The organism is Nocardia sp. CNY236 (assembly GCF_000482385.1).
GTDB lineage: Bacteria > Actinomycetota > Actinomycetes > Mycobacteriales > Mycobacteriaceae > Nocardia.
Genome location: NZ_KI519394.1, coordinates 64,926 through 85,394 on the forward strand (window position 1 = coordinate 64,926; position 20,469 = coordinate 85,394).

A 20,469-nucleotide genomic window follows, 5' to 3' on the forward strand; every position below is an offset into this window, starting at 1 on the left:
GCGGAGGCGTGCCCCTATCGTCAGCCACCCTGAACCGCCGTCAAAACCTCGATCTGCCAGCCCCGCTCGACCGGCTCGGTCCACCGCGACTTGGGAAACACCGCACCATCCACCGCCAGCGCCACACCCTGGCAGGGCAGGCCGAGCCGCTCCAATAGCTCGTGCACGGTCAGCGGCGCCGCGAATTCGTGGTCCACGCCGTTGACCGTGACACCGATGGGAATGGATGACAGCGTCATCGAATGTCTCCTGCTATCGTCGAAAAGCGTTGTGGATCAGCGACGTCCGCATCGGGCAGGGCCTTCCCCCCGAGTGCGCCCACCACCGCGTCCGCCGTGATCGGTACGGTGAGCATGCCATTGCGGCCATGCCCGGTGGCCGCAACGATCCGATCGGTGAGCCGACCGATCACCGGTAGGTTGTCCGGGCTGCCCGGCCGGAATCCCGCACTCGCCTCGGTGAGCTCGTACTCTCCGATGCCGGGAAGCACCGTTTCCGCATCGGAGATCAGGTCACGAACCCCGGCGACGGTGACCGTGGCGTCGAAACCCGCCTCGTAGTGCGTGGCGCCGACGACGATCCCGTCGGGACGGGGCACCAGATACAGCGGCCTGCCATGCACCCGCGCCCGCACGACCCTTCGTGGCGCCGGCGCGACACCGGGCCGCTGTCGCAGGCGCAGGATCTCACCCTTGATCGGGCGGATCGGCAACTCCGGCCACAGCTTGGCCGACGCTGCTCCCGTGGCCAGCACGATCTGGTCGTGGTCCAGTTCGGTCAGCGAATGCACGGTCCGGGCACGCACCACGACGCCGGCCGCCTGTGCCGCACTGCGTAGCGCGACCATCAACTTCCGGTTGTCGATCGCTGGCTCGGTGGGCGCGAACAGTGCCGCACGCACCGTGCGGGACAGCGTGGGTTCCAGCTCGCGAACCGCGGCGCGGTCCAACAGCCGCACCTGGTGGCCTCGTTCGGTGACCCAGTCGGCCACGGTATGCAGATCGGCGACGTCGGCCTGGTCCAGCGCGACGGTCATGGTCTGGTCGGCCACGAACACCCCGACCCCGGTCGCGGCTTCCAAGCGAGCGGCGAACCTCGGCCAGCGAGCCAACGATGCGGCGCCGAATGCCAGTACCCGGTCCTCACCGGGCCAGCCTTCCGACAGCGGCGCGAGCATACCGCCGGCTATCCATGAGGCGCCGGCCGCGACCGCTGGGTCCAGCAGCGTCACCGACCAGCCGACTTCCGCAGCGTGCCAGGCCACGGCGAGTCCGATGACGCCGCCGCCGACGACGGCCAGAGTCCGCATTCGCTCCACCTGCCTCCTGTTTCGCATCTCCACGGTAGCGCGGCTACGGTCGAACGCGTGCAACCCTCCCATCCGAATCGACCGGTCTCGCCCCGGGAGCGCCTGGCCTCCGCGCGGCTGTACCTGTGCACCGATGCCCGCCGGGACACCGGCGATCTAGCCGCATTCGCCGAGGCGGCGTTCGCCGGCGGTGTGGACATCATCCAGCTCCGAGACAAAGGGTCCATCGGCGAGGCAAAATTCGGCCCGCTGGAGGCCAAGGCGGAACTCGGCGCGTTGGCCGAGCTGAAAGCGGCCGCGCACCGCCACCAGACACTGGTCGCGGTGAACGACCGCGCGGATATCGCGCTGGCGGCGGGCGCGGACGTCCTGCATCTCGGCCAGGCCGACATTCCTCCCTGGTACGCACGCCGAATTCTCGGACCCGATGTGGTGATCGGACGGTCCACGCACAATCGTGCCCAAGCCGGCCTGGCCGTAATCGACGACCACATCGACTACTTCTCCACCGGCCCGGTGTGGGCGACGCCGACCAAACCCGGACGCCAGCCGGCCGGCCTCGACCTCGTCCGTTCGACCGCGGATGCCCATCCGACCCGGCCCTGGTTCGCGATCGGCGGAGTCGACGCGCACAATCTGCCAGAGGTCTTGCAGGCCGGAGCGACCCGTATCGTCGTGGTGCGCGCGATCACCGAGGCCAGCGATCCGGAAGCGGCGGCACGAGAACTGAAATCCGCTTTGCTCGCGAATATCTAGAGCGCCGAGGTCAGGACAGGACTTGCTGCCTGGTGAACGAGAACCCGGCCTGTCCACCCGCCATGGATCGGACACCGCACCCATCCACGATGTCGACCTCGTCGACGATCTCGACGTGGTCGCCCGGTCCATCCGGATTCGAATGCAGCCAAACGAATCCGAGTTCGCCGAGGTCGAGGGTGCGCGGCAAGACCGCGGCTACTGCATCGCCATCGGCGATCTCGGCGAGCAGGACCCGACCGGGCGCAGCGCGCAACACCGGCCACGACGCCGCGAAACCCGGGTGCAGCGCGCGCATGTCGACCTCGCACTCCGGAACCCAGACCAGATCCGTGCTCTCCAGATTGCCGCGGGTCGGCAGTGTCGTCATCGCGTCGGCGACCACGGTGGTGTAGGTCCAACCACTGCGCGCGGACGCGGTCGTTCGCTGGCTGCGCACCCGCACTTCGGCAGGGTCGATACCAGCCTCCTCCCATGCTTCGCGCACCGCGGCATGCACCGGCGTTTCGTGACTGTCGAGCGCTCCGCCAGGCAATGCCCAGGTCCCGCCTTGATGGCTCCAGGGCGCTCGGTGTTGCAGCAACACTGCCGAACCGCCGCCCGCTCGGGGGGCGCGCAACAACAGTCCGGCGGCGCCGTAGCGACCCCAGTGCCGCGACCCGTCAGGGCTTTGTCGCCAGCCGTCGCCGTCACCACGCATGTCGTAACCATCCTCGTCTCGCCGCGACGCCGCCCCGCCCCGCTACTCTCAATCGAGACAGTTCATCCGCCACAGCGCATACAACCACAATAAACTCCGCGTCGATACGCATGGAGCAGTCGGGGGACCTGGTAGGGCCGTTGGAGCACACATCGAACTGTCCGGATCGGGAGGTGGACATGGCCGATGTCGAGGCGAAGCCAGCAGCATCACAGCTATTGTTCGCACCCGCGGTGGCCGGTCACGGTGATCCCGACGGAGCGGGTGTCAGGGCGGTCGATCGAAGCCTCGGGACTACGCGACTGCGGTCGCTGGCCACCTCGTCACCCGTGCGGCTGATCGCGGTGGGCCTGCTGTTGATGAGCCTGTGCCTGGCCACGGGCGCGGTGACTGCGACGACCGTCGGTGATCGGCAACACGGTCTGCGGGTATTGCTGCACAACACCGAGCCGGACGCACACTCCGCACACCGTCTCTACACCGCACTGTCGATCGCCGACGCCGCCGCCAGTACGGCATTCATCGCCGGCGGGCTGGAACCGCAAGCAGTGCGTGATCGCTATACCCAAGCCCTCGGCGAAGCTGCCGCCGAGCTGGTGACGACATCGAACCCTGCCATCGCGCCGAACCCCGTACACGATCCGGATGCCCGACTACGTACCGCTATGGTGACCGGGCTTCCGGTGTACGCGGGTCTGGTGGAGACCGCGCGGACGAACAATCGCAGTGGGTACCCCGTCGGGGCAGCGTATTTGAGCGAAGCCTCCCACTACATGCAGACCACGCTGCTGCCCATGGCCGAAGAACTGCAGAATCTGCGTGCCGCGAGAGTAGCCGACGCGCAACACGACCACGTACGCCCACCCTGGCTCGCCATCGCCCTGTCGGTCCTGGCGCTCGGCGCATTGGCGGGAGCACAGCGGCAACTGGCCCGGCGGTGGCGACGGGTGTTCAATCCAGGGCTCGTATTCGCATCGGCGACCATGTTGATTCTGTTGGCATGGACGGTATCGGCGGGAACGATGTCTGCCGCGGCGATGAGCGAGGCGCGCGACGAGGGCGTGGTTCCCACAGCCCTCCTGACCGAAAGCCGCATTCTGGCGCAGCGGGCGCGAGCCGCGGAGACATTGAAGCTGGTGCGCCGAGACGCCACCGGCGACTACGACCGCACCTACGATGCGGATGTCGAGCGGCTGGCCGAGCTGATCGGCACCTACCCCGCTTCCGCGCCCGCCGGAGGCGAGGTCCGCACCGCCGTTGCCGCGCTACACCATTGGCAGCTGGCCCATCGACGCATGAACGACGCGCTGGCCGTGGGCGATGTCAACACCGCGGCGGCGGTAGCGACCGGCCCTGGCGCCACCGACGCCGCGGTGCACGTGGACGCGCTGGACCGTGCGCTGGAGCGGGGTATCGCACAGACACGGGACACCGTGCGCGACACGATTTCCCAGGCGGCTCGTGCGCTGAACTTCCTCGAAACCGCGGCGCTGGTGCTCGCCGTGGTCGCGGCAGGCTCGATCGGACTCGGCATCTGGCCGCGGCTTCGGGAGTACCGATGAAAGCCGATCCCAGCAGGATGGTGCTGGTCTTCCTCCTCGTCGTAGCGTTCGTGGGCGGCTGCGGGAGTGATCCGGTCGCACCGCCACCGACCGCGACCCCCGCGTACACCAACCCGCCGTTGCCCGCCAAAGCCGTTCTCGCGCCCACCGATTCGTCGAGCGCGCCGCCCAGCCCACGGCAGTGCGGCGACCCCACGGCCAGCTTGCGACCCACCGGTGCGGGCGCCGGTGCTCGCGGCTCGACGATCGATGCGATCCGGGCTCGGGGCAGGCTGCGTGTGGGCTTGGATACCGGCACCAACTTGTTCAGCTTCCGCGATCCGGTCTCCGGCGCCATCGTCGGATTCGACGCCGATATCGCACGAGAGGTGGCCTACGACCTGCTCGGTGACCGAGATCTGATCGAGTTCCGCAGCCTCGGCTCGGCCGACCGCGAGGATGCGCTGCTCGACAACGCCGTGGACCTGGTTGCGAAGACGATGACGATCACGTGTGAGCGACGCGAGAAGGTCACCTTCTCCACGGTGTACTTCCTGGCCGGCCAGCGAGTCCTTGCGGTGAAGGGCTCGGGTATCACCGGCTTGTCCGACTTGGCGGACAAACGTGTCTGTGTCGTGCGAGGTACCACATCACTGGATCACATCCGCCGCCAACAGCCCGAGGCAACCGTGCTCACGGTTCCCACCTGGGCCGACTGCCTGGTCGTCCTGCAGCAACGCCATGTCGATGCGGTCACCACCGACGACGCCATCCTCGCCGGGCTGGCCACGCAGGATCCGTACACCGAATTGGTCGGAGACAGCATAAGTCTGGAGCCGTATGGCCTCGGTATTCCCCAGGGGCACGACGACCTCGTCCGCTTCGTCAACGGCACGCTGGAGCGGATCCGACACGATGGCACCTGGAGTCGCCTCTACGAGCGATACCTCACCGTGCTCGGCCCCGCTCCTGCTCCGCCTACCCCTGCCTATCGGGATTGAGCGGCGCCGGGCACTGCGCGGACCACTCAGTCGAGGACGGCGGTGGCCTCGACCTCGACGAGCACGTCCGGCTCGAACAGTTGATCGACACCGATCAGCGATGCCGGTGGCATCGGCTGCGCAATCCCGAGTTCCTGGCTGGCCCGCTCGATCCCGGCCATGAAGTCCCCCATCTTCTCCGCACTCCACGCAGTCACGAAGAACCGCAGGTGCACCACGTCCGAGAACGTCGCACCGGCACCGGCCAAACCACGCGCCGTATTCCGCAGAGCCTGCACGACCTGACCGGCCAAATCACCCGTGGCCACCGGATTGCCCTGCTGGTCCCGCGCGATCTGACCGGCCAGATACACCTGACGACTACCGGTGCCGATCGAAACATGGTGGTAGGGCACAGGCGCGAGCATGCCTTCGGGGCTGAGCAACTGCACGGTCATCAGGAGTCCTTTCATCGACCAACAAGTAGGTATCAAATACATACCTGGTAGCCGAAAGGAACTTCAACTATACTAGGTATCATGCCGGAAACCCCCCAGGTCGCAGCCACTCAATCGCCGATCGGTCCGCAGCACCGTGAACTGCTCGACCAAATACTCGACAAATGGTCGCTGGAGATACTCGAAACGCTGTGCGAACAGCCCCGACGCTTCAACGAGCTCCGCAAGGCGATACCGGCCATCACCCAGAAGTCGCTGACCACGACGCTGCGGCGCCTCGAACGCAACGGAATGGTCGAGCGCATCGTGACCAGGACACGTCCGCTCGCCGTCGAATACCAGATCGCGCCATTGGGAAAGACCTTTCGCGACCCGGTCGACGCTCTACTGAACTGGACCACCGCCCACATGTCCGACGTCGCGCACGCACGCGAGCGTTTCGACGCCGAAACCTCCATCGAGGCGTCAGCGAGCTGACGCGCACCCGGATTCGGCCACTACCCGCTGAGCGGCGCGTCCGTCACAGTGGCGATCGGACGCCCGCTGCACAGCTCGCCTCGCCAACGGTCCGGTTGCGAAGTCGGTCCCGAATTCGCGGCGGTTCGCGTGGCCGTCGACCTCCGCCCTGGTGGTGTGCTCGGTTGCAGGCACAGGCTCGTGGGCTTGTTCGAAAATATCTGCGGCGCAGCAGTACAAGGTGCCGTCATAGTCGCAGATCACCCAGTCACCGGGGCGGGCGGCGAGGACTCGGCCAGGGGTGTCGATCCAAAGATCGAGACCGACTCTCCAGATCTGCGCAATGGCACCGACCCATCTGATGATCTCGTCGACATTGGCGCCGTTGTAGCGAATGGCGTCGATTTCGAGTGGACGGCGGCGGAACCGTTGTGGGGCGGCGTGCATATCAGCCTTCCGTTGACGTAATGAGCAGGTTTCGACCTGCGACTGCGGGGGCTTCAATCGCTCAGCGGAATCCGACGGCGATACTCTGCAGTCACGAAGAACCGCAGGTGCACCACGTCCGAGAACGTCGCACCGGCACCGGCCAAACCACGCGCCGTATTCCGCAGAGCCTGCACGACCTGACCGGCCAAATCACCCGTGGCCACCGGATTGCCCTGCTGGTCCCGTGCGATCTGACCGGCCAGATACACCCGAGGACTACCGGTGCCGATCGAAACATGGTGGTAGGGCACGGGCGCGAGCATGCCTTCGGGGCTGCGCAACTGCACGGTCATCAGGAGTCCTTTCATCGACCAACAAGTAGGTATAAATTGCATACCTGGTATCTGAAAGGAACTTCAACGATACCAAGTGTCATGTTGGAAACCGCCCTGGTCACTCCCACCGGCCCCAGCCCCTGATCGGTGCACAGCACCGTGAACTGCTCGACCGAATACTCGACAAATGGTCGCTGGAGATACTCGAAACGCTATGCGAACAGCCCCGAAATCCTCGAGGTCACCGGTCACGGCGACAAACGCGGAGTCGGCGCTGCTGCACAGGCGCTGCAATGAGACGGCGACGCCTTCTGGGTACCGGGGCGCGAAACGACGGTATCGCTGCGACCGAATGATCAGGTCAGCGGATGTCCGGTGCGAGCTGCTCGGCCAGCCCAACGATGATGCCCTCCGGGCCACGGATGTAGCACAGCCGATAGCTCTGCTCGTACTGCTCCACCGAACCGACGAGTTCGGCGCCATGGGTGCGCAGGCGAGCAACGACGTCATCGATGTCGTCGACGGCGAACATGACACGACGAATGCCCAACGTGTTCGCCGGCGTGTCTTTCGGCTCGGAACCGATCGCCTTCGGTGTGTGGAACATCGCCAGTTCGACTCGACCGTGGCCGTCCGGGGTCCGCAGCATCGCGATGTCCTGTCGGACGTCGTCGAGCCCGATGACGCGTTCCACCCAACGCCCCTCGACCGGCCCCCTGCCCTCCAGTTCCATACCGAGTTCGACGAAGAACTCGACAACAGCATCGAGGTCCTCGACAACGATGAGGACGTTGTCCATCCGCCGAATCGTCATGCCCTATCTCCTTCGTCAGCCGGCCCCCGACATAGGCGTCGTGGGCACTAAAATACCGACTCGCAGCAAGACGGAAACTCATCGCCGCGCGACCACGCCGCACCTGCGGTGCCGTCGTATTCACCTCCGGTATCGGGTCAGCGAGCCGACGCACAACCGGATTCGGCCACCACCCTCCGGGCGGCGCGAGCAATGGCCAATTCCTCGTTCGTCGGCACCACCAGCACCGCCACTGGAGCATCGGGAGGGGAAATTCGGCGCGCGGCCCGGGCTCGAGCGGCATTGGCCACCGGGTCCACCGCGATACCGAAGCGCTCGAGACCGGCCACAGCGTCGGCACGCACCCGCGGGGTGTTCTCCCCGACCCCTGCGGTGAACGTAATCGCGTCGACCGCACCGAGTTCGACCAGGTATGCCCCGAGGTAATGCCGCAGCCGATGAATGTACACGTCGTAGGCGAGCAGAGCAGCACTGTCTCCATTCGCCATCAGCCGCTGCAGTTCCCGGAAATCGTTGACCCCGGACAGCCCCTTGATACCCGAATCCCGGTTGAGCAGAGTATCGACCTGGTCGATATCCAGATGCGCCGAGCGCATCAGATGCGACACGATCCCGGGATCGAGATCACCCGGCCTGCTGCCCATCACCAGCCCCTCCAGCGGCGTGAGACCCATCGACGTGTCGACCGGCCGCCCGCCCTGCACAGCGGAAGCAGATGCGCCGTTGCCCAGGTGAAAGATGATCTGGTTCAGCTGCGCGGGATCGCGCCCGAGCAGCTCGGCCGCCTGGCCACAGACATATTCATGCGAGGTACCGTGGAAGCCGTACCTCCGAATGCCGTGAGCGGCAGCTATTTCACCATCGATGGCGTAGGTTTTCGCAGCCGCTGGCAGACCGTGGAAGAACGCAGTATCGAACACGGCGACCTGGGGCACACTCGGCAAGAGTTCGCGGACACTCTCGATCCCGGCCACATTCGCCGGATTGTGCAGGGGCGCAAGCGACGACAGCTCCGATATCGCGGTGAGCACGCCGTCATCGATCAGGGTGGGTCGATAGAACGTCTCACCACCGTGCACCACTCGGTGCCCGACCGCGAACACTCCTTCACTCAGCACGTCACGGCCGGCCGCAGACAAGGTGTCGAAGACCAGACGTAGCCCTGTCGTATGGTCGGCGACCCGCTCCGCACGGCGAGTGATCTCACCGTCGGCGCGCTGCTCGATCGCCCCGTTGCCCTCACCGATCCGTTCCACGATCCCCGACGCGTCCACGACGCCCGACACCGGTTCCAGGAGCTGATACTTGATCGATGACGAGCCGGAGTTGAGCACCAACACCCGGTCGGTGCGATCAGAAGCTACGTCACGATTCTTCATCGCATCTCCTGGGCCTGGATGGCGGTGATGGCCACCGTGTTGACGATATCGGCCACCAGCGCGCCACGGGACAAGTCGTTGACCGGCTCGCGCAAACTTTGCAATACCGGGCCGATCGCAATGGCATCCGCACTGCGCTGCACGGCCTTGTAGGTGTTGTTACCGGTATTCAGGTCGGGAAACACGAATACTGTCGCGCGCCCGGCGACATCGGAATCGGGCAACTTGGCGTTGGCGACAGTGGGTTCGATTGCGGCGTCGTACTGAATCGGGCCTTCCACCGGCAAATCCGGCGCGCGCTCGCGCACCCGTTCTGTCGCCACCCGTACTTTGTCCACGTCCGCTCCCGCGCCCGATGTCCCCGTGGAGTAGGACAGCATTGCGACTCGAGGTTCGATCCCGAAGCGTGCCGCGGTCGCCGCGGAGGAGATCGCGATGTCGGCCAACTGCTCCGCTGTCGGGTCCGGCACCACAGCGCAATCGCCGTACACGAGAACCCGATCGGCCAGGCACATGAGGAAGACACTGGACACGGTGGAGACACCGGGAATCGTCCTGATGATCTCCAACGACGGACGGATGGTGTGCGCGGTGGTGTGCGCAGCGCCGGAAACCATACCGTCGGCGATTCCCATGTGCACCATCATGGTGCCGAAATACGAGATTCCCGAGACGACTTCTCGGGCGCGCTGCAGGGTCATCCCCTTGTGCTTTCGCAACTGCGCGTATTCTGCGGCGAACTCCTCCAGATACCCCGAGTTGTTCGGGTCGAGCACCTGGGCCGCCGAAATGTCCACCCCGAGTTCCGCGGCGCGCGTGCGCACCGCGGACTCCTCACCGAGGATGACCAGGTCGGCAATCTTGCGTTGCAGAACCCGGCCCGCCGCGCGCAGGACCCGTTCGTCATTCCCTTCGGGCAACACGATTCGCTTGCGATCGACGCGCGCTCGCTCGATGAGCTGATATTCGAACATCTGGGGCGTCACCACCGAAGTATGGGGTACATCGATACGCCGCAACAGCTCGGCGGCATCGACGTGTTCCTCCATCACAGCGAGTGCGGTATCGACCTTGCGTGCGCTGCCCGCTGACATCCGACCACGGGTCCGGTAGGCGGCGCTGGCGGTCTCGTAGCTGCCCAGACCGGTGGTGAGGATCGGCAATTTCGGCTCCAGTCCGCTCATCAACCGAGCCATCGTGGGATGAGGCAGCAGGCCGCCGTTCATGATGATGCCCGACAGCGACGGAAATCCCTCCGCCTCGTGCGCGTTGAGCACACTCAACAACACGTCGGATCGGTCTCCCGGCGCGATGACCATGGCACCTTCCTCCAGCCGCTCGAGGACATGTTCGGCGGTCATACCGCCCACCATGATCTGCAGCGCCTCACGGCGCAGCAATTCCGGCTCGCCACTGTACATTTCGCCGTCGATCGCCTCGCACAGCTCAGCGACGGTCGGCGCTACCAACAGCGGGATCTCGGGCAGCGCCCAGCAGGGAGCGTCGAGTCCGCGCAGTGCGGCGCATACCTGCTCGAGTTGCCGCGGATCGCAACGGTTGGCGACAACGGCGACCAGCTGTGCATGCTCGAGGGACAATTCGCCGGCACACAGCTCGGCCAGCTGCTCGACCTGCTGCGGGCTGCGCCCGGCGCCATGCACCACCAACATGACCGGTGCACCCAGGTTCACCGCCACGCGGGCATTGAACCGCAGTTCGCTGGGGCTGGCCACGTCGGTGTAGTCGCTGCCGACCACGACCACCGCGTCGCACACCTTGGCAACCTCGTGGAAACGCTGGACGATCTCGCTGATCGCCGCGTCCGGGTCGGCATGCACCTGCTCGTAGGTGGTGCCGACGGCCTGGGTGTAGTCGATATCGGCCGTGCTGTGCTCGAGCAGCAGTTCCAAGATGTAGTCGGTCTCGGTGGTCGAGCGCGTGATCGGCCGGAAGACTCCCACCCGCGCGACCGTCGAGCACAGAATCTGGAGCACGCCGAGCGCCACCGTGGACTTCCCCGTATCGCCTTCCGGTGAGGCGATGTAGACCGCAGAGGGAGCGTTGTCGACCATGCCCGCGAGCTTAGTGAACATCGAGCGCTCGGCCTCGCCGCCGCGGCTGGGCATTCGGTCGGGCGGTGCACGCCACTGCCGACCCATAGGCAGATCCAACCGCTATAGTCCGGGCATGACTGAGGCTTTTCCGGCATGGCGGTGGGGTTCGCGCAATACACCGTTGTCGCGTGTGATGAAGAAACTTGCGGCGACGAAGGTGGGATCCAAACTCGTCCGCATCGCCGCTCCCCTGGACCGGGCCCTCTTGGAGCGTACCGACGGCAAATACACGCTGTTCGGCCCGATCGGCGAAACGGTCGTCCTACTCACCACCATCGGCCGCAAATCCGGGCAGCCCCGCACACAGCCGTTGCTGTGTCTGCACGAAGGCGACACGCTGTTCGTGATCGGCAGCAATTTCGGCAGACCGCACCATCCCGCCTGGACGGCCAACCTACTGACGAATCCGAAGGCCACTGTCGCGATCGGCGGCGAACGTATCGAGGTGACCAGCAGACTGGTGGACGAACCGGACAAGAGCGCCGTCTTCGACCGCTTCGTGGAACTCGCCCAGGCCTACGCGGTCTACCGCACCCGAACCACCCGGGACCTGCGTATCTTCGCGCTGCGTCGGGCGTGATGGTTCAGGCGAGCGCACGCAGCCGGGGCGCCAGATCACGCTGGAACAGGTCCAAGAATCGGCGCTGGTCGTGTCCCGGGGCATGAAACACCAGGTGGTTCAAGCCCGCATCGAGATAGGGCTTGATCTGTTCGACCACGTGGTCGGGGTCGCTGGCGACGATCCAACGCTTGGCGATCTGCTCGATCGGTAGTGCGTCGGCGGCGGCTTCCATCTCGATCGGGTCGGTGATGCTGTGCTTCTGCTCCGCGGTCAACGACAACGGCGCCCAGAACCGCGTGTTGTCCAGGGCTTTCTGTGGATCGGTGTCGTAGGAGATCTTGATTTCGATCATCCGGTCGAGATCTTCGGCGGTGCGGTTGGCCTTGGCTGCGCCTTCCGCAATGGCGGGCATCAATTTCTCGGTGTAGAGATCCATGCCCTTGCCCGAGGTACAGATGAAACCGTCGCCCGCGCGGCCGGCGTACCGCGCCACCAAGGGGCCACCCGCCGCGATGTAGATCGGGATTCCGCCTTTGGGTACGTCGTAGATGGATGCGCCGACCGTCCGGTAGTACTGCCCGTCGAAATCGACGCGGTCGCCGGTCCACAATGCGCGCATCAGTTCGACCGCCTCCCGCAGACGGGCGAAACGTTCCTTGAATTCGGGCCATTCGCCGACGTATCCGGTCGCGATCTCGTTGAGCGCCTCGCCCGTACCGATTCCGAGCATGACCCGGCCGGGATACAAGCACCCCATGGTCGCGAACGCCTGGGCGATCACTGCCGGGTTGTAGCGGAAGGTGGGGGTCAGCACGGAGGTCCCGAGCGTGATGCGCTCGGTGCGCTCGCCGACCGCGGCCATCCAGGCCAGGGAGAACGGTGCGTGGCCGCCTTGGTGTCGCCAGGGTTGGAAGTGATCGCTCACGGTTGCGCTGTCCATACCGTGTTCCTCGGCCAGCACCGCGATCTCGACGAGTTCACGGGGGCCGAACTGCTCCGCCGATGCCTTGTATCCGAGTTGGAGTTCACTCATCTGCCATGCTCCTCGCGTTTCGTTTCGCCGCCACCGCGATCCGCCTTCGACAGTAGCCAACCCCAACCAGACGCGTGCACCGACCTCGCAGTCCACCCATTGCCGTTGCGTCCGAAACCAGCGAGGCCGGTCCACGGGTTGTGATCGAGAACAGCCGTAGCCGCAGAGATTTTGCTGCCCATCGGCGGGCGGGGTGCTTCACCGAATGCCAGAGTGTGCATCCAGTCGGGGAGGTCGGTGAACGCCCACAGCAGGTGGAAACCGAAACCCCGCTTGAAGGTCGGTGCGGCGTCTTCATTCTCGGAGTGCGCCACTGCCACAAACATCGGACAGCCGGCCCGTTCGGCGTCCCCCACACCAAGTCCCTAAGAGTCGCGAGCGCATCGGCCGGCGGCGCCTGTGCGGTGTGCCCTCGGCCGCGGTTTCATGGTCGCGTACGCGACCATGAAACGGTCCCGTTCACCACCGACTTCCCGCGACAGCCGCCCTGTAATGAGGTCATGACAACAGCGTTGACCGAGCGGGAGCCGCTCGGATGCGGCACCAGGACACGGCACCGGGGCATTCTCTGGTTCCTCGTACTCGCCTTCGCGGGAGCGTGGATTCCGTGGGGGGTCGCCGGAGCAATCGGATACTCCCTCGACAATCCGGTGGTCCAGCTGCTGACCGGGGCTTTCGTCCCCGCACTCGCCGCGGTCTGCACCCGGAGGTGGATCACCCGCGAAGGTTTCGCCGATGCTGGTTTGCGCCTGCGGCTCGCCCGCCAGTGGCGCTCGTACCTGATCGCCGCACTGCTCCCGATCGGTGTTCTCGCCCTCGCGCTCGGACTCGCGCTGGTGCTGGGCATGTGGCGTCCCGAGGCCGGCGACTTCGATTCCGGGCATGTGCTGTTCCTGGCGCTCGCGCCGATCATCCCAGTAGTGGCCGCACCGATTTTCTTCGGCGAGGAATTCGGCTGGACCACCTACCTGCGCGACCGTCTCGTGCCCGGCCGCCCCGTGCTCACCACATTCGCAACGGGCGCGATCTGGGGCATGTGGCATTGGCCGCTGCCCTGGGTGGGCTATCTCGGCGCGGGCGGTTCCGCCGCCGACGCGTTCATCGCCATGGTGCTGTGGCTGCCGCTGTCGATCGAACTCGAGTTCGTGATCGGCTGGTTGTGGACGCACAGCGGCTCGGTGTGGCCGCCGGCCCTACTGCACGGCGGGAGCAACCTCGTGCTGGCGCTGGGACTGGAACTGTTCGCGGGCACCGCCGACCCGTCCAGCACCGCCACTACGCTGCTGATGTGCGCAGCATATTCCCCCGTGGTCGCGTGGATCGTCGTGGCGACGAAGCGCGGCGGCCCGCAGCGCGCGCGACCGGCGACGCCGGCGGGAGTCCGGCGGTGACCACGGTGGGGTCCGCACTCCGTTCCGGCCCACGTTTCCTCATCTCTCGTTGGCCGTGGTGCGCGCTGCTGTCCGTACTCTGCGGTGGTGTCCTTGCGGCGGCCGCGGCCATCGGTTTCGTGCCGGTAGTACTTCTCGGGCTCACCCGCGATCTGCGGGCCGCCCTGTGGGAGCCTATGCTGCGACTCCAATGCGCTCGGCTCCGGCTCATCGACCCCGACACCGCGGACCACGCCGCAGACCGGGTGCGAGCCGCCGCCGCCGAACGCCGGTTACCCACTGTCCGGCACGCCACCTACCTGGTCGCCACCACTGTGCTCGGGGGTGCGGTGTGCTGCCTGGCGATGCTCGGTTTCATCCTCGCCGCGGTCCTGCTCGCCGCGCCGCGCCTCGTCCGGACTGATTACTTCGACCTCGGCCTCTGGGTGGTCGATGAGCCGACGGAAGCATGGATCTGCACAGGCGCGGGGTTTGCCGCCGCGCTCCTGCTGTTGGTGCTCCTCAGCGCCTGGTCGGCGCTCGAAGCGCTGGTGGCCCGGACGCTGCTGGCCCCCGACGCCGACCGTTGGCGGCGCGAAGCCGTCCGAATCGAGAACACCCGCTCCGCGCTGCTGGAGGCAGAAGGCTTCGAGCGCGAACTCCTCGAATCAGAACTGCACGACCGGGTCCAGCATCGGCTCGTCGCCCTGTCGATGACCCTCGGCCTGGCCGAAATCCAGGACACGAACGGACCCGCCGGCCGCGTCGCCGCCGAAGCCCACCGGCAGGTCGACGAAACCGTCAGCGAACTGCGGGCCGTCCTGCGCGGCTTCTCGCCCCGGGTCCTGACCGAACGCGGCTTGGGTCCGGCTCTGATCGATCTCGCGGCCGATCTACCGCTCGATATCCGCATCGACCTCGATGACGCGTCCGGCCCGGACAGCCGGCTACCCCCGGCCGTCGAGCACATGTCCTACGTCTTCGCCGCTGAATCCCTCACCAACGTCGCCAGGCACACCGACGCCACCCGAGTCGACCTCCACGGCACCCATGCCGGTACACAGTGGATTGTGACCATCACCGACGACGGGCCGGGCGGCGCCCATATCGTGAGCGGCCACGGCCTTGATCGCCTGCAACGCCGTCTCGCGGCCCTGGACGGGCAACTCACGGTGTCCAGCCCACCCGGCGGACCGACAACCATCCGGATGGAGTGCACAGTGTGACAGTGCCACCCGCTCGACTACGGATCGTGCTGGCCGAGGACAGTGCGCTGCTACGCGCCGGGCTGGAGAGTGTGCTCACCTCGGCCGGGCACGAGGTGAGTGCGGCAGTCGGCGACGCACCGGGCCTCCTCCACGCCTACGCGGCCTACACACCCGATCTGGTGATCACCGACGTCCGGATGCCACCGAACGGCACCGACGACGGCCTCCGCGCCGCCGCCGAACTACGCCGCCGCGACCGACAGTTACCGATAGTCGTTCTGTCACAGTATGTTTCAGTCGCTTACCTCGATGACCTACTCGGCGATGATTCGACTGCCGGTGTGGGATACCTCTTGAAAGAGCGCGTCGGACACGTTCGGCAGTTCCTCGACACCGTCTCCCGGGTCGCCGCAGGCGAAACGATCATCGACCCCGAGATCGTCCGAGCCCTCGTCAAGTCGAGCCGGCACCGTACTCCCTTGGCCGAGCTCACCGCCCGCGAACGAGAAGTACTCGCACTGGTCGCGGAAGGCAAAACGAACTCCGGCATAGCGGAGGTTTTGACGGTTTCGGAAGCTGCCGTACGCAAACACATCGGCGGCATCTTCGCGAAACTCCCCCTCCTCGAGGGTGATCGACGAGTTCAAGCGACGCTCATCTATCTCCGTTCACTCGGCCAGCCCTCGATCTCCTGAGCCGCCTGTGGTAGCAACAGACAGCCCCCAATGGTCCGACCGGCGCGGAGAGCGGGTAGCTGATCTATTTCGTGGTGGTCTGGAAATTTTCCGTGAGGGTGTCGGTTGTCTCGATTGGGTCCGAGTGAGCCGAAACGGCATGCTCGGCGGCGCGGCTGACCTGCTCCCAGCCTGCCCAGGTATCCATTCGTCGGCGGGAGATGTCGAAGGCCAGATCGTAGGCGGTGCCGCCGAGTAGCAGCCGCAGCGGTGGCTCGTCGCTGTCGACCAGCTCGAGTAGGGCTTCGGCGGCGAGTCGGGGTTCGCTGTCGACCGAGCCGTCGGCCCACTGCGCCTCCAACTGGGTCCGGAGCCCATCGTAGGCGTCCATCGGTGTCGGGGTGGTCATGCTCCGGTAGAGGTCGGTCCAGTAGCCACCCGGCTGCACGATACTGACCGCGACGTCGAAAGTGGCTGCCTCCGACGCCAGGGCTTCGCTCATGCCTTCGAGCGCGAACTTGCTCGCGCTGTACATGCCTGTGCTGGCGAAGCCGCCGAGGGCCGCGATGCTGGAGATCTGCACGATGTGGCCCGCACGCCGGGCCCGCAAATGCGGCAGGACAGCCTGGCAGACCCACAGCGCGCCGAAGAAGTTGACGTCGAACTGGGCTCGCGCTTGCTCCTCGGTGAATTCCTCGATCATGCCCAGGGACAAGGCGCCGGCATTGTTGACGATGATGTCGAGCTGCCCGAAGTGCTCGATCGAGGTGGTCACCGCACCGAAGACAGCCGTGCGGTCGGTCAGGTCGAGCGCTAGGGGGAGCAGCCGTTCACCATGAGACTCGTCGAAGTCGACGGCGTCGATGGTCCGAGCGACGGCGACCACCCGATCCCCACGCTCCAGAGCGGCCCTTGTGAAGGCACGCCCCAGTCCACGACTGGCGCCGGTGATGAACCAGGTACGAGCACCGGAATCGGACAGGGCAGACATGCGGTTCTCCAACGTTCGACGGATGACACCTACAAGACGAGACGCTCCGTCTCATCGAGCGCCAACAGTACGCCATGCCCCACCCTGTAGCAAGACGATACGACTCGTCTCATATCGTATGGTGATCGCATGACACCCGACCCGAGCCGCCGAAGAGAGAGTTCCCGGCAGGCCATCCTCACGGCGGCGTTCGACCTGCTACAGGAGGTCGGCTACGCCAAACTCACCATCGAGGGCATCGCCGCGCGTGCCGGGGTCGGCAAGCAAACCATCTACCGCTGGTGGCCGTCCAAGGGCATCGTCATTTTCGACGCGGTCCTCATGCTCAACGAAGGCAGCGAGGGTGAGGCTCCCCTGCTTCCCGACACCGGTGACCTGCACGCCGACCTCACCGCGGTATTGCGTGCCACCGTCGCGGAGCTCACGGACCCGCGCTACGATCGGCCGTTGCGCGCGCTGGCCACCGAGATCACGCTCGATCCCGAACTGGCGATCGCCTACGCCGAACGCCTGGACAAACCCATGAGACAAGCCAAGCGACAACGGCTGCGCAAGGCCCAGCAGGCGGGCCAACTCGCCGAGGACCTCGATCTCGACGTGGCAGTGGACATCATCTGGGGACCAGTGCTCAACCGCTGGCTGCAACGCAGCGGACCCCTCACCATCGACTACGCCGATAGCGTCGTCACCACCGCCCTCAACGGCCTTCGCCCCGCCGTCCGGGCCACCGAGCCCGGCCCCCAAGGCTCGCCAGCCCAGCGAGCCCAACCCTCAGACGAATCACCGAAATTCGCCAAGTGATCGTTCTGGACACCAACGTCGTCAGCGAACCCGCACAACTGGAGCTTCACCCGTCACCACCCGCGACACCTCGCCGTTCGCAGCCGCTGGAGTGTCCACCATCGACCCGTGGCAATGAGACACCAAGAATTCTCGGATCAACTAGCCACTCATCCGTATGAACTATGAGGTCGTCAGCGCTCGATGGCTGGGAACGGAATCGTGTCACCGGCCCGACTGCCCGGGAGCTCGTCGCGATGCAGGCGAAGGGTCGGCGCTTCCTGGCGCGGCAGCGGCAGCGTCGACGCCGGGTCCAGGGTCTGCGCTCGCGGGCGGGCGGGAAGCCGGTAGAACTCGCGCGCGTTGTCCTCCAACACCTTGTGCATGTCGCTGCCGACCACATCGCAGAGGAGATCGACGTCCGCGTCCCGGAATGGACGCCCCGCTCGGGTACCGGGCAGGTCTGTGCCGAACATGAGGGCTTCGGGATTCACCGCGTGGATGCGGCGCAGCGTGTCGACGACATTCATCGCGACCCGGCCGAACCCGGTCGCTTTGACCCGCGCTCCACGGTCGACGAGATCGAGCAGGAACGTCAACCCCTCGGCGGACATGCCCAAATGGTCGATCGAGAGCGCGGGCAGCTTGGAGATCACCGGTTTCAGTGAGGCGAGCGTGGCGCCGTCGATGTAGACCTCGACATGCCAGCCGACCAAGTCGTACGCGCGCAGCGCCTGCAACGTCAATGCGGTGATGTCGTCCGCGGCGCGCTTGAGGTTGAACCGTAGGGCGCGTACTCCGACGCGATCGAGTTCGAGTATCTCTTCGTCCGAGGCGTCCAGATCCAGTCGGGTCACGCCGACCCAGCCCTCACCGAGTTCGGCGAGGGCTGCCTTCAGGTAGCTCTGATCCGTGCCCTGGAACGACCCGCTGACCACGGCGCCGCCAGTGACATCGAAACGGGCCATACGCTTTCGATAGTCGGCGATGGTGAACGGGGTGGGCAGATAGCCCTCGTTCTCGGCCAGCGGGAACCGCGGGTCGAAGATGTGCAAGTGGGCGTCGAACACTCGTACAGAATGCCTCAGTGTCGGGCTTTTCGCTGCCACAGCACGGCATTACCGCGACGATGCAACGGCGAGCTGCGATCTGCTCACACCTTGTGGGGTTCGCTGGCACGCAGCATGTCCTCGCGCTCGACCACCTTGACGCGTTCACGGCCCTCGGGTTCGCCGAGGGACCGTTCATGGGCGTCGAGACGGTACCAGCCGGCCCACGTGGTGAAGGGAATACCCTTGCTCTCCAGGAACTCGATGACGGCTTCGGGTTCTGGCCGTTCAGCTGGCGTGAAGCCAGAAGCGTCGTCGAGTAGACACGCGATCGTCTCGTTGGCATCGCCCTTGGTGTGGCCGATCAGGCCGACCGGGCCGCGCTTGATCCACCCGGTGACGTAGGTCGCGGGCAAGTAGCGCGCCGCGCCGTCGGCATTGTCGTCGACGACCACCCGGCCCGCTTCGTTCGGCACGGTGCCGGCCTGCTCATCGAACGGCAGATCGGTCAAGTTCTGGGACAGGTAGCCGACCGCACGGTAAACCGCCTGCACGTCCCAGTCCTTGAACACGCCGGTTCCCTTGACGTTGCCGGTGCCGTCGAGTTGAGTGCGCTCGGTGCGCAGACCGACCACTTTGCCGTCCTCGCCGATGACCTCGGCCGGTGATTCGAAGAAGTGTAGGAACAGCTTGTGTGGCCGACCACCGACATCGCGAATGGCCCACTGTTCGAGAGTATTGGCGACCATGTCGACCTGCTTGGAATGACGACGCGCCGCTTCGGAACCTTCGTCGTAGTCGATGTCCTCGGGGTCGACGATGACCTCGATGGTTGGGGAATGATCCAGCTCGCGTAGCTCGAGGGGGGTGAACTTGGCCTGGGCCGGGCCGCGGCGGCCGAAAACGTGCACCTCGATGGCCTTGTTGGCCTTCAAGCCCTCGTGCACGTTCGGCGGGATCTCGGTGGGCAACAGCTCATCGCCGGTCTTGGCCAGTACGCGCGCGACATCGAGGGCGACGTTGCCGACACCGAGCACGGCGACCTTCTCCGCCTCCAGCGGCCATGTTCGTGGCACGTCGGGATGTCCGTCGTACCAGGACACGAAGTCGGCTGCGCCGAAGGAGCCCTCGAGGTCGATGCCGGGAATGGAGAGGGCGCGGTCGGCGTTGGCGCCGGTGGAGAAGATCACCGCGTCATAGAAGCAGCGCAGATCGTCGAAGGTGATGTCGGTGCCGTAGTCGATGTTGCCCAGCAGTCGTACCTGTGGCTTGTCGAGGACCTTGTGCAGGGCGGTGATGATGCCTTTGATGCGCGGGTGGTCCGGCGCCACGCCGTAGCGGATGAGACCGAACGGCGCGGGCATCCGCTCGAACAGGTCGATGCCGACCTCGGCGTCGGACTTCATCAAAGCGTCGGCCGCATAGATCCCGGCTGGTCCGGCCCCCACGATCGCGATGCGTAGTGGGCGGGTCGCTGCACTCTTTTCGGTCATCTCTTACGCGCACCCTTATGGTCGAAACAATTACAAGA

22 protein-coding genes and 1 pseudogene are annotated in these 20,469 nt (G+C 65.8%); 9 read left to right on the forward strand and 14 right to left on the reverse strand.

Annotated features, from left to right (window positions below; genetic code table 11):
- Nucleotides 1–20: 20 nt before the first annotated feature.
- On the reverse strand, nt 21–239 hold the full coding sequence (gene thiS / locus K940_RS0123255) for a sulfur carrier protein ThiS (RefSeq protein ID WP_028479436.1): 219 nt from the start codon (nt 237–239) through the stop codon (nt 21–23).
- Nucleotides 236–1,309 (reverse strand): glycine oxidase ThiO, encoded by a 1,074-nt coding sequence (gene thiO, locus K940_RS0123260; protein ID WP_028479437.1) that lies wholly within the window; start codon nt 1,307–1,309, stop codon nt 236–238. Before thiO ends, thiS begins: the two co-directional genes overlap by 4 nt.
- Before the next feature lie 57 nt (nt 1,310–1,366).
- On the opposite strand from thiO, the gene thiE reads away from it, so the two are divergent.
- Complete coding sequence (gene thiE, locus K940_RS0123265; protein WP_028479438.1) at nt 1,367–2,065, forward strand: thiamine phosphate synthase; 699 nt, start codon at nt 1,367–1,369, stop codon at nt 2,063–2,065.
- A 10-nt stretch (nt 2,066–2,075) separates the two neighbouring features.
- On the opposite strand, the gene K940_RS30055 is transcribed toward thiE, so the two are convergent.
- Complete coding sequence (locus tag K940_RS30055; protein WP_081706592.1) at nt 2,076–2,765, reverse strand: NUDIX hydrolase; 690 nt, start codon at nt 2,763–2,765, stop codon at nt 2,076–2,078.
- 179 nt (nt 2,766–2,944) lie between these two features.
- Between K940_RS30055 and K940_RS0123275 the strand changes: the two genes are divergently transcribed.
- On the forward strand, nt 2,945–4,327 hold the full coding sequence (locus K940_RS0123275) for a hypothetical protein (protein ID WP_028479439.1): 1,383 nt from the start codon (nt 2,945–2,947) through the stop codon (nt 4,325–4,327).
- Nucleotides 4,324–5,307, forward strand: coding sequence for a glutamate ABC transporter substrate-binding protein (locus tag K940_RS0123280; protein WP_028479440.1), 984 nt, complete (start codon nt 4,324–4,326; stop codon nt 5,305–5,307). Before K940_RS0123275 ends, K940_RS0123280 begins: the two co-directional genes overlap by 4 nt.
- A 26-nt stretch (nt 5,308–5,333) precedes the next feature.
- Here K940_RS0123280 and K940_RS0123285 read toward each other — a convergent pair whose 3' ends face one another.
- The gene (locus K940_RS0123285) at nt 5,334–5,744 is read right to left on the reverse strand and encodes a RidA family protein (protein ID WP_028479441.1); all 411 of its coding nucleotides are present in this window, start codon (nt 5,742–5,744) and stop codon (nt 5,334–5,336) included.
- A gap of 81 nt (nt 5,745–5,825) precedes the next feature.
- Here K940_RS0123285 and K940_RS0123290 point away from each other — a divergent pair, with 81 nt between their 5' ends.
- On the forward strand, nt 5,826–6,221 hold the full coding sequence (locus K940_RS0123290) for a helix-turn-helix domain-containing protein (RefSeq protein WP_028479442.1): 396 nt from the start codon (nt 5,826–5,828) through the stop codon (nt 6,219–6,221).
- Here the strand turns inward: K940_RS0123290 and K940_RS0123295 are convergent.
- The 5 genes and pseudogenes from K940_RS0123295 to pta all read right to left on the reverse strand — a co-directional run bounded on the left by K940_RS0123295 (nt 6,210) and on the right by pta (nt 11,229).
- Nucleotides 6,210–6,647 (reverse strand): hypothetical protein, encoded by a 438-nt coding sequence (locus K940_RS0123295; protein ID WP_028479443.1) that lies wholly within the window; start codon nt 6,645–6,647, stop codon nt 6,210–6,212. The genes K940_RS0123290 and K940_RS0123295 overlap by 12 nt on opposite strands.
- An 89-nt stretch (nt 6,648–6,736) precedes the next feature.
- Nucleotides 6,737–6,982: pseudogene (locus tag K940_RS30060) on the reverse strand (Rid family hydrolase); the annotation flags it as partial.
- A gap of 343 nt (nt 6,983–7,325) precedes the next feature.
- Entirely contained in the window at nt 7,326–7,778 is a 453-nt protein-coding gene (locus tag K940_RS0123310) for a VOC family protein (protein WP_028479444.1), read from the reverse strand.
- Nucleotides 7,779–7,915: 137 nt separating this feature from the next.
- Nucleotides 7,916–9,157, reverse strand: a complete 1,242-nt coding sequence (locus K940_RS0123315; RefSeq protein ID WP_051407482.1) for an acetate kinase — start codon at nt 9,155–9,157, stop codon at nt 7,916–7,918.
- Nucleotides 9,154–11,229, reverse strand: coding sequence for a phosphate acetyltransferase (pta, locus tag K940_RS0123320; RefSeq protein ID WP_028479446.1), 2,076 nt, complete (start codon nt 11,227–11,229; stop codon nt 9,154–9,156). Before pta ends, K940_RS0123315 begins: the two co-directional genes overlap by 4 nt.
- A gap of 115 nt (nt 11,230–11,344) precedes the next feature.
- Here pta and K940_RS0123325 point away from each other — a divergent pair, with 115 nt between their 5' ends.
- Nucleotides 11,345–11,851, forward strand: a complete 507-nt coding sequence (locus tag K940_RS0123325; RefSeq protein ID WP_028479447.1) for a nitroreductase family deazaflavin-dependent oxidoreductase — start codon at nt 11,345–11,347, stop codon at nt 11,849–11,851.
- Between the two features lie 4 nt (nt 11,852–11,855).
- On the opposite strand, the gene fgd is transcribed toward K940_RS0123325, so the two are convergent.
- Nucleotides 11,856–12,866 carry a glucose-6-phosphate dehydrogenase (coenzyme-F420) gene (gene fgd / locus K940_RS0123330; protein ID WP_028479448.1) on the reverse strand — a complete coding sequence of 337 codons (1,011 nt, stop codon included), beginning with the start codon at nt 12,864–12,866 and terminating at the stop codon, nt 11,856–11,858.
- Entirely contained in the window at nt 12,863–13,180 is a 318-nt protein-coding gene (locus K940_RS0123335) for a hypothetical protein (RefSeq protein ID WP_155981081.1), read from the reverse strand. Before K940_RS0123335 ends, fgd begins: the two co-directional genes overlap by 4 nt.
- A gap of 186 nt (nt 13,181–13,366) precedes the next feature.
- On the opposite strand from K940_RS0123335, the gene K940_RS0123340 reads away from it, so the two are divergent.
- From K940_RS0123340 to K940_RS0123350, 3 genes are read left to right on the forward strand one after another with little or no spacing between them, the layout of a single operon-like run.
- The gene (locus tag K940_RS0123340) at nt 13,367–14,257 is read left to right on the forward strand and encodes a CPBP family intramembrane glutamic endopeptidase (protein WP_028479450.1); all 891 of its coding nucleotides are present in this window, start codon (nt 13,367–13,369) and stop codon (nt 14,255–14,257) included.
- Complete coding sequence (locus K940_RS0123345) at nt 14,155–15,462, forward strand: sensor histidine kinase (RefSeq protein WP_231390488.1); 1,308 nt, start codon at nt 14,155–14,157, stop codon at nt 15,460–15,462. Before K940_RS0123340 ends, K940_RS0123345 begins: the two co-directional genes overlap by 103 nt.
- Complete coding sequence (locus tag K940_RS0123350) at nt 15,459–16,139, forward strand: response regulator transcription factor (RefSeq protein ID WP_231390489.1); 681 nt, start codon at nt 15,459–15,461, stop codon at nt 16,137–16,139. Before K940_RS0123345 ends, K940_RS0123350 begins: the two co-directional genes overlap by 4 nt.
- Nucleotides 16,140–16,203: 64 nt before the next feature.
- On the opposite strand, the gene K940_RS30065 is transcribed toward K940_RS0123350, so the two are convergent.
- Nucleotides 16,204–17,109, reverse strand: a complete 906-nt coding sequence (locus K940_RS30065) for an SDR family oxidoreductase (protein ID WP_051407483.1) — start codon at nt 17,107–17,109, stop codon at nt 16,204–16,206.
- 129 nt (nt 17,110–17,238) lie between these two features.
- Here K940_RS30065 and K940_RS30070 point away from each other — a divergent pair, with 129 nt between their 5' ends.
- On the forward strand, nt 17,239–17,910 hold the full coding sequence (locus K940_RS30070) for a TetR/AcrR family transcriptional regulator (RefSeq protein ID WP_081706594.1): 672 nt from the start codon (nt 17,239–17,241) through the stop codon (nt 17,908–17,910).
- 173 nt (nt 17,911–18,083) lie between these two features.
- Here the strand turns inward: K940_RS30070 and K940_RS0123365 are convergent, their stop codons facing one another.
- Both K940_RS0123365 and K940_RS0123370 read right to left on the reverse strand, forming a co-directional pair.
- Entirely contained in the window at nt 18,084–18,959 is an 876-nt protein-coding gene (locus K940_RS0123365) for an amidohydrolase (RefSeq protein WP_028479453.1), read from the reverse strand.
- A gap of 83 nt (nt 18,960–19,042) precedes the next feature.
- A complete protein-coding gene (locus K940_RS0123370) occupies nt 19,043–20,431 on the reverse strand; it encodes an FAD-dependent oxidoreductase (protein ID WP_028479454.1) in 1,389 nt (462 codons plus the stop codon).
- Nucleotides 20,432–20,469 lie beyond the last annotated feature (38 nt).